Source organism: Streptomyces anandii JCM 4720, from assembly GCF_014650655.1.
Taxonomy (GTDB): Bacteria; Actinomycetota; Actinomycetes; order Streptomycetales; family Streptomycetaceae; genus Streptomyces; species Streptomyces anandii.
This window is the reverse complement of sequence record NZ_BMVJ01000012.1, coordinates 83047-100372: the sequence shown is the minus strand read 5'-3', so window position 1 is coordinate 100372 and position 17326 is coordinate 83047. Positions and strand designations below refer to the sequence as shown.

At 73.8% G+C, this 17326-nt stretch carries 15 protein-coding genes and 1 pseudogene; 3 read left to right on the top strand and 13 right to left on the bottom strand.

The genetic code is table 11. The features are described from left to right. From IE249_RS22025 to infC, 9 genes and pseudogenes are all read right to left on the bottom strand, one after another. Positions 1 to 1007: pseudogene (locus IE249_RS22025) on the bottom strand (NsdA family TPR-like regulatory protein); the annotation flags it as partial. A 285-nt stretch (positions 1008 to 1292) separates the two neighbouring features. Then, positions 1293 to 2234, bottom strand: coding sequence for a PP2C family protein-serine/threonine phosphatase (locus IE249_RS22020; protein ID WP_229858977.1), 942 nt, complete (start codon positions 2232 to 2234; stop codon positions 1293 to 1295). A 383-nt stretch (positions 2235 to 2617) separates the two neighbouring features. After that, positions 2618 to 5122: a phenylalanine--tRNA ligase subunit beta gene (gene pheT, locus IE249_RS22015; protein WP_189707105.1), complete on the bottom strand. Its 2505-nt coding sequence runs from the start codon at positions 5120 to 5122 to the stop codon at positions 2618 to 2620. After that, a complete protein-coding gene (pheS, locus tag IE249_RS22010) occupies positions 5122 to 6240 on the bottom strand; it encodes a phenylalanine--tRNA ligase subunit alpha (RefSeq protein ID WP_189707103.1) in 1119 nt (372 codons plus the stop codon). The genes pheT and pheS overlap by 1 nt, the downstream gene beginning before the upstream one ends. A gap of 188 nt (positions 6241 to 6428) precedes the next feature. Further along, the gene (locus IE249_RS22005) at positions 6429 to 7565 is read right to left on the bottom strand and encodes a sensor histidine kinase (RefSeq protein ID WP_189707101.1); all 1137 of its coding nucleotides are present in this window, start codon (positions 7563 to 7565) and stop codon (positions 6429 to 6431) included. A 51-nt stretch (positions 7566 to 7616) separates the two neighbouring features. Then, complete coding sequence (locus tag IE249_RS22000) at positions 7617 to 8480, bottom strand: TrmH family RNA methyltransferase (RefSeq protein WP_189707099.1); 864 nt, start codon at positions 8478 to 8480, stop codon at positions 7617 to 7619. 94 nt (positions 8481 to 8574) lie between these two features. Continuing rightward, a complete protein-coding gene (gene rplT / locus IE249_RS21995; protein WP_006141703.1) occupies positions 8575 to 8958 on the bottom strand; it encodes a 50S ribosomal protein L20 in 384 nt (127 codons plus the stop codon). Positions 8959 to 9071: 113 nt separating this feature from the next. Further along, a complete protein-coding gene (gene rpmI, locus IE249_RS21990; protein WP_007829094.1) occupies positions 9072 to 9266 on the bottom strand; it encodes a 50S ribosomal protein L35 in 195 nt (64 codons plus the stop codon). Between the two features lie 102 nt (positions 9267 to 9368). Then, on the bottom strand, positions 9369 to 10019 hold the full coding sequence (gene infC, locus IE249_RS21985; protein WP_189707295.1) for a translation initiation factor IF-3: 651 nt from the start codon (positions 10017 to 10019) through the stop codon (positions 9369 to 9371). 364 nt (positions 10020 to 10383) lie between these two features. Between infC and IE249_RS21980 the strand changes: the two genes are divergently transcribed. Further along, positions 10384 to 10740 carry a DUF1844 domain-containing protein gene (locus IE249_RS21980; RefSeq protein WP_189707097.1) on the top strand — a complete coding sequence of 119 codons (357 nt, stop codon included), beginning with the start codon at positions 10384 to 10386 and terminating at the stop codon, positions 10738 to 10740. 44 nt (positions 10741 to 10784) lie between these two features. Here the strand turns inward: IE249_RS21980 and IE249_RS21975 are convergent, their stop codons facing one another. Next, positions 10785 to 11522, bottom strand: coding sequence for an SseB family protein (locus IE249_RS21975; protein ID WP_189707095.1), 738 nt, complete (start codon positions 11520 to 11522; stop codon positions 10785 to 10787). A gap of 211 nt (positions 11523 to 11733) precedes the next feature. On the opposite strand from IE249_RS21975, the gene IE249_RS21970 reads away from it, so the two are divergent. Continuing rightward, positions 11734 to 12462: a serine hydrolase gene (locus tag IE249_RS21970; RefSeq protein ID WP_189707294.1), complete on the top strand. Its 729-nt coding sequence runs from the start codon at positions 11734 to 11736 to the stop codon at positions 12460 to 12462. Positions 12463 to 12527: 65 nt separating this feature from the next. Here the strand turns inward: IE249_RS21970 and mycP are convergent, their stop codons facing one another. Both mycP and IE249_RS21960 read right to left on the bottom strand, forming a co-directional pair. Continuing rightward, positions 12528 to 13754, bottom strand: coding sequence for a type VII secretion-associated serine protease mycosin (gene mycP / locus IE249_RS21965; RefSeq protein WP_189707093.1), 1227 nt, complete (start codon positions 13752 to 13754; stop codon positions 12528 to 12530). Beyond that, positions 13751 to 14635, bottom strand: coding sequence for a hypothetical protein (locus tag IE249_RS21960; RefSeq protein ID WP_229858975.1), 885 nt, complete (start codon positions 14633 to 14635; stop codon positions 13751 to 13753). The genes mycP and IE249_RS21960 overlap by 4 nt, the downstream gene beginning before the upstream one ends. A 988-nt stretch (positions 14636 to 15623) precedes the next feature. Between IE249_RS21960 and IE249_RS21955 the strand changes: the two genes are divergently transcribed. Further along, a complete protein-coding gene (locus IE249_RS21955) occupies positions 15624 to 16826 on the top strand; it encodes an amino acid deaminase/aldolase (protein ID WP_189707091.1) in 1203 nt (400 codons plus the stop codon). A 14-nt stretch (positions 16827 to 16840) separates the two neighbouring features. Here IE249_RS21955 and IE249_RS38075 read toward each other — a convergent pair. Then, a partial coding sequence (locus IE249_RS38075) for an SDR family oxidoreductase (protein ID WP_229858972.1) occupies positions 16841 to 17326 on the bottom strand: 486 nt, incomplete at its 5' end.

Sequence of the window (17326 nt, the reverse complement as noted above, 5' to 3'; positions counted from 1 at the left end):
GGCTGGACATAGCCGGTCTCGTCGGGCTCGTATCCGCGCCGGATGCGTTCGGCGGCCTGCTCGGCGCGGCGGATGCAGGACAGCGCGCTCGTGCCGTCGCCGAGGTGGGCGTACGCCTTGGCCTGCATCGCGTACAGGTCGGAGGCGAGCGCGGGGGTGATGTGCTTGCCGGCGGCGCGCAGCGCGGCCTCGGCGAAGGCGACGGCCTGCCGGTACTCCCGCATGAACAGCGACTGGTTGACCAGCAGCGCTATCACGTACGCCCCAAGTCCCCGGTCCCCGCTGGCCTTTGCCAGCCTGAGCGCCTGGTGGAAGTAGCGCTGGGCGAGGCCGTGCGCGTCGGAGTCGTAGGCGCAGATGCCGGCGATGGCGACGAGTCCGCCGGTGGCGCGGTGCAGTTGGCGGCCGGTGGCGTCGGTGTAGCTGCCCCGCAGCAGCGGCGCGGCCTCGGCGTTGAGGAAGCCGACGACGCGGCTGCGGGTCGCGATGCCGCCGGCCTTGCGGTACATCTGCTCGTAGTGGGTGCGGGCCGCGCGCAGCATCTCGATGTCGGCGGTCGTGACCCGGTGCCGGCCGCCGCGGGAGACGTCCACGTCCTCGGGCGGGTTCTCCCACTCCCACACGGGCATCACGGCGGGCGTGCCGGTCACCGCGGGGGCGCCCAGGATGTGCGGGCGCTGCTGCTCGTCGGAGCGCCACAGGGCGGTGGCGCGCTCGACGAAGCCGGACAGGGTGGTGCCGTGCGGAGCGGAGGGCTCGCCGGGCACGCCCAGGCCGATGTCGTCGAGGGTGACCGGCCGGTGCAGGCGGGTGGCGAGCACCTCGCAGATCAGGTCGGGCACCTGGCCGCGCGGCCGCTGGCCCTTCAGCCAGCGGGCCACGGCGGTGTGTTCGTACCGGAGCGCGAGTCCGCGCGCCCGGCCGGCCTGGTTGACGTGCGCGGCGAGGCCCGCGTGGGAGATCCCGGCCTCGTCGAGGATCGCGTCGAGCAGGGTGTTGGGCTGCATGTCGGGCCCCCGGTGGCTGAGTGCGGCACAGCGTAGTGCCGCGCGGTTCACACGGGGTGTGAACGGAGTACGCGAATTCGCACGGTGTGCGCGCTGTTGCGGAGAGTTCGCAACCGGTTGACTGAACTGCCTCGTCAGAGGCCGGCCGGGCCGCCGGCTCCCCCTCGTACAGTGCGGCGGCCCGCTTCCGCGCCGTCCGTTCCGCCGCCTGCCCGACACTCCGTGGCGGAGCGGGCGGCGTCCGCCGGTCTTTCCGGCCGGCCAGTGGGGTGGGGCTCGCGGTTGTCAGCCGTCCACGGGCGGGCGGGGGCTTGTCGCGCAGTTCCCCGCGCCCCTTCTCGAGGTGGGCCGGGCCGAGCAGTGGCCCGGGTTGGCCAGGACCAGGATCGCCGCGTCGTCCCGGGGGCGGGCCCCGGTGTGGTGGAGGAGGCGGGTGAACACCGTGCGCAGGATCGTCTGGGGGGAGACGGGGCCGTCCCGGGTGGACTCGGACAGGACCGCCGGCAGGGGGAAGAAGCTGCCGTCGGCGTCCCGGGCGTCGGCCACTCCGTCCGTGTAGAGGACCAGCGACTCGCCGGGCCGCAGGCGGCCGCCGGGCACGGCCGTCAGGTCCGCCGGCAGCGGGAACGGGCCCAGCGGGGGCAGCACATCGGTGGACAGCAGGTGTTCGGCGCCGCGTGTGTTCAGTATGTACGGCCATGGGTGACCGCAGTTCAGCGCGTGCAGCGCGCCGTCGTCGGTGATCTGCAGGAGCAGCACGGTGACGAAGTCCTCGGCGACCGGGTGGCCGGGTTCCCTGCCGCGCAGGTGGCGGGCGAGCGCACGGTCCAGCCGGCGCAGCACGCCCGCGAGTTCGGCCTCGTCGTGGGCGGCCTCGCGGAAGCTGCCGAGTACGGCGGCCACGGTTCCGAGGGCGGCCAGGCCGTGCCCCCGGACGTCGCCCATGACCACGCGCACGCCGTGCTCGGTGGCCATCACCTCGTACAGGTCGCCGCCGACGGCCGCGCCCGGGTCGGCGGAGAGCTGGGCCGCCGCGAGGCCGAACCCGGCGACGCTCGCCGGGAGCGGCCGCAGCAGCACGCTCTGCGCGGCCCCCGCCACCGCGCGCGCCTGCCGCAGCTCGCGCAGGAGTGTCCGGCGGGCCCTGAGGAAGAGACCGGTGCCCACGGCCAGGAACACGGCGCCCGACCGCATCCTGCGCGCGGACCCAGCCCTGATGCGGATCATGACCTTGGCCCCCCAAGAGGCGCTGACAGCGCGGACCGGCCCTGGGCCTGTCCGGCGGATCAGGTCGCAGGAAGCGCCGGCACCCGGTCACCCGCGTGAGCGGGGTCTGGTGCGTTCAGGCGCAAGGCGGAGGAGGGCGCCGACGCGGAGCGCCGGCAACCGACGACAACGCCGCGGATGGGCGTGCCGGACCCCGCGTCTGCGGCATGATCCGCCGGACAGGCCCTTAAGGCCGGTCCGATTCTGTCGGGCGGGGGTGGGCCCGGGGTGGCATCACTGGCTGCTCTCACTCGAACGAGTGAGAGCGGTCGGGGGCGCATTTATGCAGGTCACACGGGAGGGGCGGGTCCGGTGCGCCCGGGCCCGCCCCTGGTGTGCCGCTCTCAGCCCCGCAGTACCGCGCCCGTCCGCTCGGCGGCGAGGGCGACCGCGGCCTCGCGGGCGGCGGTGGCCTCGTCGACCGTCAGCGTGCGGTCGGCGGCGCGGAAGCGCAGCGCGTACGCCAGCGACTTGCGGCCGTCACCGAGCTGCTCGGCGTTCTCGTAGACGTCGAACAGGCGGATGGACTCCAGGAGTTCACCGGCGCCCTCGCGCAGCGCGGCCTCGACCTCGGCGGCCGGGACCGGCTTGTCGACGACGAGGGCGACGTCCTGCGTGGCGACCGGGAACGTGGAGATCCGCGGCGCCCGCACCAGGGCCTCGCCGGCCTGCTGGAGCAGGTCGAGGTCGACCTCCATCGCGCAGGTGCGCTCGGGCAGGTGCATCGCCTTGACCACGCGCGGGTGCAGTTCGCCCGCGTGCCCGACGAGGGTCTCCACCCCGTCCACCTCGGCGTACAGCGCGGCGCACCGGCCGGGATGCCACGGGGCGTGCTGGTCGGCGCGCACGGTCGGCTCGACGCCGGCCTCGCGGGCCACCAGGCGGGCCGCCTCGACGGCGTCGGCCCAGTCGGACGGGCGGCCCTTGCCCCACCAGCCGGCCTGCTCGCGGGCGCCGGCGAGGACGACGGCGACCCGGCGGGGCTGATGCGGCAGCGCGGCGTCGAGGGCGGCCAGCTCCTCGCCGGTGGGCCGGCGGTCGGCGGGCAGCCGGGCCGGGATCTCCTCCTGACCGGTGGGCCGGAAGACCAGGCCGGTCTCGAACAGCGCCAGGTCGTGGCTGCCACGTCCGTCGTTGCGGCGCAGCGCGCCGAGCAGGCCCGGCAGCAGCGTCGTACGCAGCGCGGGCTCCTCGTCGGAGATCGGGTTGACGAGGGTGGCGACCGTGCGGCGCGGGTCGTCGGCGTCCAGGCCGAGCTGGTCGAGGACGGCCTCGCCGATGAACGGGTAGTTCAGCGCCTCGACGTACCCGGCGCCGGCCAGTGCGCGGCCGACTCGGCGGTGCAGGCGCTGCCGGTCGGTCAGGCCGTGCCCGGGCAGCGGCCGGGGCAGCGTGGAGGGCAGGTTCTCGTAGCCCTCCAGGCGGATGACCTCTTCGGCCAGGTCGTTCGGGTCGGTCAGGTCGGGCCGCCAGGACGGCACGGTGACGATCAGCTCGTCCTGCCCGTAGACGTCGCAGCCGATCTGCTGCAGTCGCCGTACGACGGTCTCGCGGCCGTAGGTGACGCCCGCGACCTTGTCGGGGTGGTCGGCGGGGATGGTGATGGTGCGCGGCGCGGAGGGCGCGACGACCTCGGTGACCCCGGCGTCGGCGGTGCCGCCGGCGAGCAGGACCAGCAGGTCGACGGTGCGCTGGGCGGCGGCGGAGGCGGCCTGCGGGTCGACCCCGCGCTCGAAGCGGCGGGAGGCCTCGGAGGACAGCTTGTGCCGGCGGGCGGTGCGCGCGATGGAGACCGGGTCGAAGTGGGCGGCCTCGATGACGACCTCGGTGGTGGTGCCCTCGGTGTCGTCGATCTCGGTGTGGGCGCCGCCCATGACGCCCGCGAGGCCGATGGGGCCGCGGTCGTCGGTGATGACCAGGTCATCGGTGGACAGCGTGCGGGTGGCGCCGTCGAGGGTGGTGAGCTTCTCGCCGCGCTCGGCCCGGCGCACGCCGATGGCGCCCTCGATCCGGGAGCGGTCGTAGGCGTGCAGCGGCTGTCCGAGCTCGAGCATCACGTAGTTGGTGATGTCCACGGCGAGCGAGATCGGGCGCATGCCGGCCTTCTGCAGGCGGCGCTGGAGCCAGATCGGGGAGCGTGCCTCGGGGTCGAGCCCGGTCACCGTGCGGGCGGTGAAGCGGTCGCAGCCGAACGGGTCGGCGATCTGCACCGGGTGCCCGAAGGCGTTGGGCGCCGGCACGTCCAGCAGGGCCGGGTCGAGCAGCGGGCGGCCGTAGGCGATGGCGGCCTCGCGGGCCACTCCGCGCAGGGAGAGGCAGTAGCCGCGGTCCGGGGTGACGGCGATGTCGAGGACCTCGTCGACGAGCTGGAGCAGCTCGATGGCGTCGGTGCCGACCTCGTGCTCGGGCGGCAGCACGATGATGCCGTGGCTGCCGTCGTCGCCCATGCCCAGCTCGTCGCTGGAGCAGATCATGCCGTGGGAGGTCTTGCCGTAGGTCTTGCGGGCGGCGATCGCGAAGCCGCCGGGCAGCACGGCGCCCGGCAGGACCACGACGACCTTGTCGCCGACGGCGAAGTTGCGGGCGCCGCAGACGATCTCCTGCGGCTCGCCGGTGCCGTTGGCCTGCCCGACGTCGACGGTGCAGAACCGGATCGGCTTCTTGAAGCCCTCCAGTTCCTCGATGGTCAGCACCTGGCCGACGACGAGCGGCCCCTTGAGGTCGGCGCCGAGCTGCTCGACGGTCTCGACCTCGAGGCCGGCCGAAATGAGCTTGGCCTGGACGTCGCGCCCGGTCTCCGTCGCCGGCAGGTCGACGTACTCCCGCAGCCAAGAAAGCGGGACCCGCATCAGATCTCCATCCCGAACGGCCGGGTGAACCGGACGTCACCCTCGACCATGTCTCGCATGTCTTCGACGTTGTGGCGGAACATCAGCATCCGTTCGATGCCGAACCCGAAGGCGAATCCGCTGTACTTCTCCGGGTCGACGCCGCAGGCGGTGAGCACCCGGGGGTTGACCATGCCGCAGCCGCCGAGCTCGATCCAGCCCTCGGACGAGCAGGTGCGGCAGGGCCGGTCGGGGTCGCCGACGGAGGTGCCCTTGCAGACGTAGCAGAGCATGTCCATCTCGGCGGACGGCTCGGTGAAGGGGAAGTAGTTGGGGCGCAGCCGGGTCTTCATGTCGGCGCCGAAGAGCGACTGGACCATGTGGTCCAGGGTGCCCTTGAGGTCCGCCATGGTCAGGCCCTCGTCGACGGCGAGCAGCTCGATCTGGTGGAAGACCGGGGTGTGGGTGGCGTCCAGCTCGTCGGTGCGGTAGACGCGGCCGGGGCAGACTACGTAGACCGGGGGCTCGCGGTCGAGCAGGGAGCGGATCTGCACCGGCGAGGTGTGGGTGCGCAGCACGACGCCGCTGTCCTCGCCCTTGCCGCCCTCGACGAAGAAGGTGTCCTGCATGGTGCGGGCGGGGTGGTCGGGCGCGATGTTGAGCGCGTCGAAGTTGAACCACTCGGCCTCGGCCTCGGGGCCTTCGGCGATCTCGTAGCCCATGGAGACGAAGACGTCCGCGACCCGCTCCATCATGGTGGTCAGCGGGTGCCGGGCGCCGGCCGGTACACGGTCGTAGGGCAGCGTGACGTCCACCGCCTCCTCGACCAGCACGCGGGCGTCCCGCTCGGCCTCCAGCTCGCTCTGGCGGGCGGCGAGCGCCTTGTTCACCGCGCCGCGGGCCATGCCGACGCGCTTGCCGGCGTCGGCCTTGGCGTGCGGGGGCAGGGCGCCGATCTCGCGGTTGGCGAGGGCCAGCGGGGAGGCGGGGCCGGTGTGGGCGACCTTGGCCTCGTGGAGCGCGTCGAGGGAGTCCGCGGCGGCGAAGGCGGCGAGCGCCTCGTCCCGCATGCGCTCGATCTGTTCCGGTTTCAACGCCTCGACCTCGACAGGGTCGTACGACTTATTGGGTGCCGACATCTCTTCCCGTGCTTCCGATTGTCCCCCAGCTGACGCTGGGAGGTGCCCCCAGGCTGACAGTCCCCATCACCGACTCGTGGACGTTTCCGTCTCCAGTGGTGGGACACAAAGGTGCCAAGGGCCGAGTCTAACGGGGCTGGGCAAAGCGGATGCGCCCGTGGGTCCCGGAGCCGGTGCCGGCCGGCACACTAGAGCAGATGTGCCGGGGTGCCCACGGGCAGGGTAAATCGGAACCGGGCGCCGCCGCCGACGGCGCGTCCGACCGTGATGGTGCCGCCGTGGGCCTCGACGATGCCCTTGACGATGTAGAGCCCGAGGCCGGTGCCGCCGCGCTTGCTGCCCCGCCAGAAGCGGGTGAAGACGCGGTTCATGGACTCCTCCGGGATGCCGGGCCCCTCGTCGCTCACCGTGACCGACGTGCCGGCGTCCTCCCCGTCGCGGGGCGACGCCGAGGGCGTGACGTCAATGGTGACGGTTCCCTCGCCGTGCCGCACGGCATTTTCGATGAGGTTGCTCAGCACCTGGTCGATCTTGTCCGGGTCGGCCCACAGGGAGGGCAGCGGCTGTTCGATGCGCAGCAGGAAGCGGTCGGCGGGCTGGCCGGCGGCGACGTAGGCCTGGATGTGCCGGCCGACCGCGGCTCCTATGTCGACGAGCTGGCGGCGCACCTCGAGGCGGCCGGAGTCGATGCGGGAGATGTCGAGCAGTTCGGCGATGAGCCGGGTGACCCGGTCGGCGTCGGCGTCGACGGTCTCCAGCATCAGCCGCTTCTGGTCGTCGGTGAACCGCTCCCACTTGGCGAGCAGGGTGGCGGTGAAGCCCTTGACGGAGGTGAGCGGGGAGCGCAGTTCGTGGGCGACGGTGGCGATCAGCTCGGCGTGGCTGCGCTCGGTGCGGCGGCGGGCCTCGGTGTCCCGCAGGCAGACGACGACACGGCGGACGGGTCCGGTGGGGCGGTCGCGGACGTACTTGGCGGTCACCAGGACCTCGCGGCCGCCGGGCAGCAGCAGGTTGCGCTCGGGCTGGCCGGCGCGGATGGCGAGACCGCCGTAGGGGTCGGTGAGCTGCCACCAGCGCCGGCCCTCCAGGTCCTCCAGGGGCAGTGCCTGCTCCAGGGGCCGGCCGAGGGCGTCGGCGGCGGGGACGGCGGTGATGCGGGCGGCGGCGGCGTTGAAGCAGACGACCCGGCCGTGCTCGTCGGCGATCACCAGCCCGTCGGGCAGGTCGTCGGGGTGGGGTCCGGGCTCGTCGGGGCCCTCCTGCCGGGGCGCGGGCGGGCGGTGCGCGTCCCGTGCCGCCGGTGCGCTGCTGGTGCCGACACCCATCCCCGTACCCCACCTCTTCCGACGCAGAGGGCCCCCGAGCTGGTCACCCTACTAGTTCGCGGTGACGGAGCGGCACCCTCCGGGGGCGCGCTGTGCACGGGCCGACGCGTAGAGACATACGGCGGCGGCGGTGGCGAGGTTCAGGCTCTCGGCCTTTCCGTGGATCGGCACGCGTACGACGGCGTCGGCGAGGGCCCGGGTCTCCTCGGGCAGGCCCCAGGCCTCGTTGCCGAACACCCAGGCGGTGGGACCGCCCATGGTGCCCTTGTCGAGCTCGTCGTCGAGGTCCTGCTCGCCCGCGCCGTCGGCGGCGAGGAGGCGGACCCCGGCGTCCCTGAGCCCGGCGACCGCCTGCTCGACGGGGACGCCGACGGCGACGGGCAGGTGGAACAGGGAGCCCACCGAGGCCCGTACGGCCTTGGGGTTGTAGAGGTCGACGGAGGCGTCGGTGAGGACGACCGCGTCGGCGCCGGCGGCGTCGGCGCAGCGCAGGACGGTGCCGGCGTTGCCGGGGTCGCGGACGTGGGCGAGGACGGCGACGAGGCGGGGACGGGCGCCGAGGATCTCCTCGAAGGGGGTGTCGAGGAACCGGCAGACGCCGACCAGGCCCTGCGGGGTGACGGTGGTGGAGATGTCGGCTACGACGTCCTCGGGGGCGAGGTGCACGCGCGCGCCGGCGGTGCGCGCCTCGCCCACGATGTCGGCGTACCGCTCGGCGGCCTCGGGCGTGGCGAACAGTTCCACGAGGGTGGCGTCGCCGCCGGCGGCCCGGTGCGCGGCCGCCTCCCGCACCGCCTGGGGGCCCTCGGCGAGGAAGAGCCGTTCCTTGCCCCGGAAGTTCCGCCTGGCCAGCCGCCGGGCGGCCAGGACGCGAGCGGAACGGGGAGAGATCAGCTCCGGGGTCACAGGGGGCATCCAATTCACCTTCGGTTACCAGTTCAACGCAACGGACCCGCAGGCAGAAACCCGCGGGTCCGTATCGTCACGTCGGCTCAGGCCGGGCGCGGTGTCACGCGGCCTTGGGCGCGTTGACGTCGCTCGGCAGAGCCTTCTGGGCGACCTCGACGAGCGCGGCGAACGCGTTCGCGTCGTTGACGGCCAGCTCGGCGAGGATCTTGCGGTCCACCTCGACGTTGGCGGCCTTCAGGCCCTGGATGAAGCGGTTGTAGGTGATGCCGTTGGCGCGGGCAGCGGCGTTGATGCGCTGGATCCACAGCTGGCGGAAGTCACCCTTGCGCTTCTTGCGGTCGTTGTAGTTGTAGACCAGCGAGTGGGTGACCTGCTCCTTGGCCTTGCGGTACAGGCGCGAACGCTGACCGCGGTAGCCGGAGGCCTGCTCGAGGATCGCCCGGCGCTTCTTGTGGGCGTTGACTGCCCGCTTGACGCGTGCCACTTGTTAACTCCTTGTAGCGGGGCCGTGGGTGTCCTCACACGGCCCGGAAACGATTGGGTCCCGGTCCTGGCGTACGGCGCGCGGCGGTCGGGGGCCGACCGGGCGCCGCCGCGTCACTTGCCGAGAAGCTTCTTGATCTTCTTGGCGTCGCCCGGGGCCATCTCGGCGTTGCCGGTCAGGCGACGCGTCAGACGGGACGACTTGTGCTCGAGCAGGTGGCGCTTGCCGGCGCGCTCACGGAGCACCTTGCCGGAGCCGGTGACCTTGAAGCGCTTGCTGGCACCGCTGTGCGACTTGTTCTTCGGCATAGCGCCGTTCTCTCCTCGTGGGTGGCGCTCCGGTGCCCGGTCGCGAGAACCGGGCACGGTGGAGCGTCGCTCTTGTATCGGGTGGGACGGGTGTCCCCGGGATCACGCCTCGGCCGGGGCCTCGGTGTCGGCGTCTACCTCGGCGTCGGCATCGGCAGGGTTCTGCGAGCGACCGGGGTTGGCCTTCGCGGACGCCTTGCGGGCCTCCTGCGCCTGGCGGGCCTCGGCCATCGCCTCGGTCTTCTTCTTGTGCGGACCGAGAACCATGATCATGTTGCGGCCGTCCTGCTTCGGGTTCGACTCCACGAAACCGAGGTCCTGGACGTCCTCCGCGAGCCGCTGCAGCAGCCGGTAGCCCAGCTCGGGCCGGGACTGCTCGCGACCACGGAACATGATCGTGATCTTGACCTTGTCGCCCTGCTTGAGGAACCGGACGACGTGACCCTTCTTGGTGTCGTAGTCGTGCGGGTCGATCTTCGGCCGGAGCTTCATCTCCTTGATGACCGTGTGCGCCTGGTTCTTGCGCGCCTCACGGGCCTTCATGGCCGACTCGTACTTGAACTTCCCGTAGTCCATGAGCTTGCACACGGGCGGACGGGCGTTCGCCGCGACCTCGACCAGGTCCAGGTCGTACTCCTGCGCAAGCTCCAGTGCCTTCGCGAGCGGCACGATGCCGACCTGCTCGCCACTGGGACCGACAAGTCGCACCTCGGGAACGCGAATCCGGTCGTTGATGCGGGGCTCGGCGCTGATGGATCCTCCTCGGTAGCACCATGCGGCCGCCTGGCGGACAGCCGCGTACGTCTTTGCAAGACTGACCTGACCGCGCCGAAGCAGAAAAAATGCCCCGGACGATCACACGCGGGCTCCTCGCACTACCGGAGCGACCGCCGCGATGCCACGGGGCGCACTTTCGGACGGCTTCCTCGCTCGGGGCGACGGCTGCCGTCTGACCGGGGTTGACCCGCCGTCCTGAAGGGCGGTCGGGTGGGAGTTCGGAGCCTCCACTTGTGGGCCGAGCACCAGGGGGTGTCCGGCCGGTCGTCCACCAGGTTAGCAGGATCGCTTGACAACGACCAATCGCAGGCCGTACCGGAGCACGGCATATCGTGTGGGCATGAGTGAGACCCCTCCTGAGAGCCCCGACTTCGACGCGATGGCCCGCGACATCGCCGAGGTCCCCGCCGTCGAGGTGATCGTGACGGTCGCCGTCAACCTGATGAGCGCCGCCGCCGTGAAGCTCGGCCTGACGGAGGAGGGCGACAAGTACAAGGACCTGGACGAGGCCCGCAAGCTGGTGACCGCGCTCGCCGGCCTGCTGGACGCGAGCGCGACCGAAATCAGCTCCTTCCACGCCGCGCCGCTGCGCGACGGGCTGAAGTCGCTGCAGCTCGCCTTCCGCGAGGCGTCGGTCGTGCCGGACGAGCCGGGCCAGGGCCCCGGCGAGAAGTACACCGGCCCGATCTACGGCTGACCGGCGCGGGCCCCCGCCCCGTCACTCCTTCCCGCGTCCCCCCGTCACTCCTTCACGTACAAGGGCTCGCCCGGCGGCGTCGCCCCGGCCGGCAGCAGTGCCAGGTCGAGGCCGCGCACCAGGCGGGCCCTCAGTGTGTCGCTGGCCGCCAGGCGCCCGGCGACGGCGCGGGCGGCCTCGGCCGGGGCCATGGCGGCGGACGGGTCCAGGACCAGGGCGAGGGTGCCGTCGGCCTGCCCCGGCCCGAGGTGGGCGCGCAGCACGGCCGGTTCGGCGGCCACCGCCTCGCGCACGGCCTCGCGCACGGCCGGGTCGGCGAGCGGGTCGGTGCTGGTGCGGCCCTCGGCGAGCGCGAGCAGGGCCGCTCCGGACAGCTCGAACGGCACCGGTCCGGCCACGTCCAGCACCACGGTGTCCGCCTTCTCGTGCGCGGCGGCCCGCAGCGCCTGGTGCAGGGGTACGGCGACGGGGCGGGCCCCCGGGTCCCAGCGGGCGAGCGAGTCGGTGGAGGTGAAGGCGGGCAGGGCCGTGCGGCCGCCGGCCTTCAGGGTGGGCACGGCCATCTCGCTGGTCTTCTCGCGGCGCAGCCGGTTCTCGTCCTCCTCGACCTCGCCGAGCACGGCCACGACGGGCACGAGCAGCCGGGCGCCCTCGAGGGCCTCCAGCACCGGTCCCAGGGCGGTGCGGTCCTCGGCCCAGGCGGCGAGCGCGGCGCTCAGCCGGGGGTCGGCGGAGCCGTCGTCGTCGGAGTAGCCGGGGTCGGGAATGTTCATGTTCGCCACGGTGCCCGACCCTATCCGGGGCGGCTCCCTCAAGGTCTCCTCAGGGCCCCCTGAGGATCCGGGCCCGCTCCGGCGGGCCGGCCACCGCCGTATCGTCGTCGGCATCACCGTCGGCGTCGGCGTCGTTGGCGGAGAACAGCGGAAGGGATCGGTGGAGGCGGTGACGGGGACGGAGACGGCCGCGGACCGTACGGCGCTGCCGGCCGCCGCGATGCGGTCGGTGACGGTGGCCGAGGGCGCCGCCGTCTCGGTGGCGGTGCTCGACCTGGGCTCGGGGCACAGCGCGGTGTACGGCACCGGCGCGTTCGACACGGCGAGCATCGTGAAGGTCGACATCCTGGCGGCGCTGCTGCTGCAGGCGCAGGACGCGGGGCGGTGGCTGACCGCCCAGGAGCAGACGTACGCCACCGCGATGATCGAGAACAGCGACAACGACTCGGCCTCCGCCCTGTGGCGGGCCATCGGGCGGGCCGGTGGCCTGGACGCGGCGAACCGGCGTCTCGGGCTGACGGACACCACGGGTGGCGAGGGCACTCTGTGGGGGCTGACGCAGACCACGGCGGCCGACCAACTCACCCTGCTGCGGCAGGTCTTCGGCTACGGCTCGGGGTCGCACGGGTCGAGCGGGCCGAGCGGGCCGAGTGAGCTGAGCGCGGCCTCACGGGCGTATGTGCAGGGCCTGATGGGACGGATCGCCGAGGGTCAGGACTGGGGCGTGTCGGCCGCCGCCGACGGCTCGGCGTGGGCGCTGAAGAACGGCTGGCTGGCCCGCGGCACGACCGGTCTGTGGGACGTGAACAGCATCGGTCGCGTGACGTCCGGCGGCACCGGTTACTTGGTGGCCGCGCTCTCCAACGGCAGCGCCACAAAGGAGAAGGGCGTCGCGCTGGTGGAGGCGGCGGCGCGGGCGGCGGTGTCGGCCATCGGCAGGGCGGGCTGACCGCGTCCGGTGCGACGGGACGACCTCTTTCCGCGCGACGGGACGACCGCGCTATCGCGGCCGTCTCACCTCGTCCACGGCCGGAAGGCGGCCCCGGCGCCTGCCTCGTCGTCGCGTTCGCGGCGGCCGCGCCACAGGACGATCGCGGCGACCAGCAGTACGCCGCCGGCGCCGCCCGCGAGGGGGCCCGCCCAGTCGGCGGGGCCGTCGCCCGGCTCGGCGGCGTCGGGGCCCGGGCCGAAGTACTTGTCGCCGTACGCCGCCGGACGCAGGTTCCGCGGCTGGAGGCGGGCCGCCGCGCGTATGGCGGCCACCGGGTCGACGAAGCCGAAGCCGCGGGAGTCGTCGTGGCCGTCGACGGGTGCGTTGCGGGCGGTGTCCTCCAGGAGCTTCTTGACCTGCGCCGGGGTCAGTCCCGGGTGGGCCGACTTGACCAGGGCGACCACTCCGGAGACGAAGGCGGAGGCCGCGCTCGTGCCCCAGCCCTCGTAGTACTTGTGGTCGGGGTCGGCGATGACGACGTCGACGCCGGGCGCGCTGATCGTGGCGTACCAGCGGCGGGTGGAGAACGCGGCGCGGGTGCCGTAGCGGTCGACGGCGGTCGCGGCGATCACACCCGGGTAGGCGGCGGGGTAGGAGATGTGGTCGCCCTTCTCGCCGCCGTTGCCGGCCGAGGCGACGACGACCACGCCCTTGCGCAGGGCGTACTGGACGGCCTCGTCCTCCGTGGGTTCGGGGTGCGCGGAGGCGGAGTCGTCGCCGAGGGAGAGGTTGATGACGTCGGCGCCGTGGTCGGCGGCCCAGCGGATGCCGTCGGCGAGGGCGTTGCCGCGGGTGGTGCGGGCGCGGGCGCGGGCCGGGTCGCCGTCCTCCAGGATCACCCGCACGGGCAGGATCCTCGCCTCCGGGGCGATGCCCATGACTCCGTCGGAGTCCCCGGCGCCATGGCCGTGACCGGCGATGATGCCGGCCATGGCGGTGCCGTGGCGGGCCCAGTTCCGGTCGCCGGGCCGTGCGCCGAAGCCGATCATGTCCTTGGCGGGCAGGACGTTGCCGGACAGGTCGGGGTGGTCGGCCTCGACCCCGGTGTCCAGTACGGCGACGGTGACTCCCTTGCCCTTGGTGGTCCGCCAGGCCTCCTGGGTGTGCAGGGCGTCCAGGGCCCACTGCTGGGCGCGTATGCCGTCCGCGTGTGCGGTGGTGGCGGGGACCAGGGCGAGCGAGGTGGCCAGCAGCAGGCTCAGCGCGCCGGTCCTCCGGGTGACGGGCGTGGTCTTCCGTACGGTGCTCACGAGGGCTTCTCCGTGGCCGTACCGGCGTTGTTCCTGCGCAGGCCGCGTTCGATGCGGTCGGCGAGGCCCTGGGCCTCGTTGCCCAGGCCCGCCTGGGCGGCGGCCGTGGTGGCGCCCGCGCGCAGGGCGTCGGCGGCGGGCTGCGGGGTGTCCACGGTGCGGCCGTCGGCCCAGCCGGAGACGGCGTAGACGATCACGGGGGCCTCGGCCAGTACGTGGATGGCCCAGGAGGCGCGCTGTCGGTCGCCGAAGGCGGCGGCGACGGTGCCCTTGGCGGCGTAGGGGCGCGGCATGAGGTCGGTGCGCTTGTCCAGGCCCTCGCTCTTGAAGCGGGCGGCGAGGGCGCTCATGGCGGGTGCGTCGGCCTTGGTGAAGAGCAGGCCGACGGTGGTGACGTAGCTCTGGGTGGCGTCGGTGTAGGTGGCGCGCAGCAGGCGGGCGCAGCCCACGGGGGCGAGCGCCTTGCGCAGCAGCGGGTCGAAGGCGCCCGCGCAGCCGCTGTCGGGTGCGACGGCGATGCGCGTCCAGGTGCGGTCGGCTCCGCCGGGGCCGGCGCCGGTGCCCTGGACGGTGGGCGGGAAGAGCTGGTCGACGGGGACGCTGTGCCAGAGGGTGCTCGCGGCCGCGAAGCCACCGGGTGCGCCGGGGCTCCCTTCGCCGCCGGTGAGCCAACTGCCGGTCACGGCACCGCCGATGAGGCCCGCGCCGAGTACCACGCAGGCCACGGCGACGGCGGTGCGGGTGCGCAGCCGCCCGCCCAGGGGCCGGGCCCGCCCGTGCTCGTCGTACCCCTCGGGTTCGCCCAGTGCCACGACGGGCCGTACGCCGCCGCCGAACGTGCCCAAGGGCGCGCTCCAGGAGAACGCCGGGTCCGGCGACAAGGATCCCTCCACCGGCCGCGGCGGCGTTCCCCGCCCGGGAACGACCCGCAACCGCGCGGTGCTCTCCCCGGCCCCCGGCGCCTCGGCCGCCCCGGACGGCACGAAGGGCCGAGGGACCGAGGACGCCTCGGACGGCACGTCCGGACTGTGGGTCGGCGGTGCCGGCCTTCCGGCCGCAGGGCGCGGCGGCACGGTGCCGGGCCCGGCGTGGGACGCGGTGTGCTGCCCGGTCCCACCCGCGCCACCACCGCCGTCCCGCCCGGTGTTGCCCACGCCCGGGTCGGTGTTCCGGCCGGATGTGCCGGAGCCGGTGGTGCCGCGCGGCGGTGGGCTGTCCGGGAAGCGGGCCGGGGCCGGGGCCGGGGGTGGCGGGCTGTCCGGGAAGCGGGCCGAGGCCGGGGGTGGTGGGGCCGTGGTGCCATGTGCCGGCGGCGTGGTCGAGGTCGAGAGGCCCGTACGGCGGAAGTCGTGGCGGCCCGGCCCGCGCAGCGGGGCGGAGGGCGCGGCCGCGCCCGGGCGCTCACCGGTGCCGTTCGCCGCACCGGCACCGCCCGGACCACCGGCACCACCGGCACCGCCGGCACCGCCGGCACTGTTCGTGTCATCGGGCGACGCAGGTCCCCCGGGCCTGGCCGGGGAATGGTGGGGGTTGTGCGGGGGGTGTGGGGGCCGGGGTGGGACGGGGGCGTGGCGCGCTTCCGTGCTCATGCACCCCCCGTTTCCTCGTGCCCGGGCCGTTTCCCGTGGGCGGCCGTCCTCGTTGCCCCGCCCGGCGCGGACTGCTCGTCACCGGGCACGCATACCCGTACGAGCGAACTGCCATCCCGGCTCAACGACGCGGCCGGAATCGTTCCGCCGTTCGTCGCGCGGTCCGTGCGCGTCACTCTACGGGTTGCCCGGGCCCCTGAGGGAACTGGTCCGCGAGGGCGGGGCATCTGCCCGGAACGTCCCCCTACCCTGCGGTAATCGCGTCTGGCAGGCTTCGTCCATGACCGCGCTCGCCGCCGACCGGGCCCGTTACGACCGGGCCACCGCGCATCTCGACGCCCCCGTCGCGATCGTCGATCTGGACGCCTTCGACGCCAACGCCGACGACCTCGTCCGCCGGGCCGGCGGCAAGCCGGTCCGGGTCGCCAGCAAGTCCGTACGCTGCCGCGCCCTGCTGGAACGCGTCCTCGCCCGGGACGGCTTCGCGGGGATCATGTCGTTCACCATGGCCGAGTCGCTGTGGCTGGCCCGCTCCGGATTCGACGACGTGCTCCTCGCGTACCCGTCCGCCGACCGCGCCGCCTTCGCCGAACTCGCCGCCGACCCCAAGCTCGCCGCCGCCGTGACCGTCATGGCCGACGACCCGGCGCAGCTCGACCTGATCGACGCCTCGCGCGGCGGCGGCCGTGAAGTGGTGCGCGTCTGCCTGGAGTTGGACACCTCGCTGAAACTGCTGGGCGGCCGGGTGCGGGTCGGCGCGCGCCGCTCGCCGCTGCACTCCCCCGCCCAGGTCGCCGAGATGGCCCGTACCGTGGCCCGGCGGCCGGGGTTCCGGCTGGTGGGGATCATGGCGTACGAGGGCCATGTCGCGGGCGTGGGCGACGCGGTGGCCGGTCGGCCGCTGCGCTCGCGGGCGATCCGGCTGATGCAGGCGGCCGCGCGCAAGGAACTGGCCGAGCGCCGCGCGGCCGTGGTGCGGGCGGTCCGTGCGGTGGCGCCGGACCTGGAGTTCGTCAACGGCGGCGGCACGGGCAGCGTCCAGCACACGGCCGCGGAGGACGCCGTGACGGAGATCGCTGCGGGCTCGGGGCTGTACGTCCCGCGGCTGTTCGACAACTACACGTCGTTCCGGGGCCGTCCGGCCGCCCTGTTCGCCGTGCCGGTGGTGCGGCGGCCCGGTGTCGGGGTGGTGACCGTCCTCGGCGGCGGCTACCCGGCCTCCGGCGCGGCCGGCCAGGACCGGCTGCCGGTGCCGTACCTGCCCGAGGGGCTGCGCTACGACCCCCAGGAGGGCCCCGGCGAGGTGCAGACCCCGCTGCTCGGCTCGCCGGCCGACGATCTGCTGATCGGCGACAAGGTGTGGTTCCGGCACGCGAAGGCCGGCGAGCTGTGCGAGCGGTTCGACGCGCTGCACCTGGTCGAGGGGGACCGTGTGACGGCCACTGTCCCGACGTACCGCGGCGAGGGCCACACCTTCCTCTAGGACCCCGGGGGTCGCTACAGCGGTGTCACGTACGCCCCCGAGATGCCGCCGTCCACCAGGAAGTCGGTGGCGTTGACGAAGGAGGAGTCGTCGCTGGCGAGGAAGGCGACGGCGGCGGCGATCTCGTCGGCCTCGGCGAACCGCCCGAGCGGGATGTGCACCAGGCGGCGCGCGGCCCGCTCGGGGTCCTTGGCGAACAGCTCCCGCAGCAGCGGGGTGTTGACCGGCCCCGGGCACAGCGCGTTCACGCGGATGCCCTCCCGCGCGAACTGCACGCCCAGCTCGCGGGACATGGCGAGCACGCCGCCCTTGGACGCGGTGTAGGAGATCTGCGAGGTGGCCGCGCCCATGCGGGCCACGAAGGACGCGGTGTTGATGATGGAGCCCCTGCCCTGGCGGCGCATGTAGGGGATGGCGGCCTTGCAGCACAGGTAGACGGAGGTGAGGTTGACCTCCTGGACGCGCTTCCACGCCTCCAGGCCGGTCTCCAGGATGGAGTC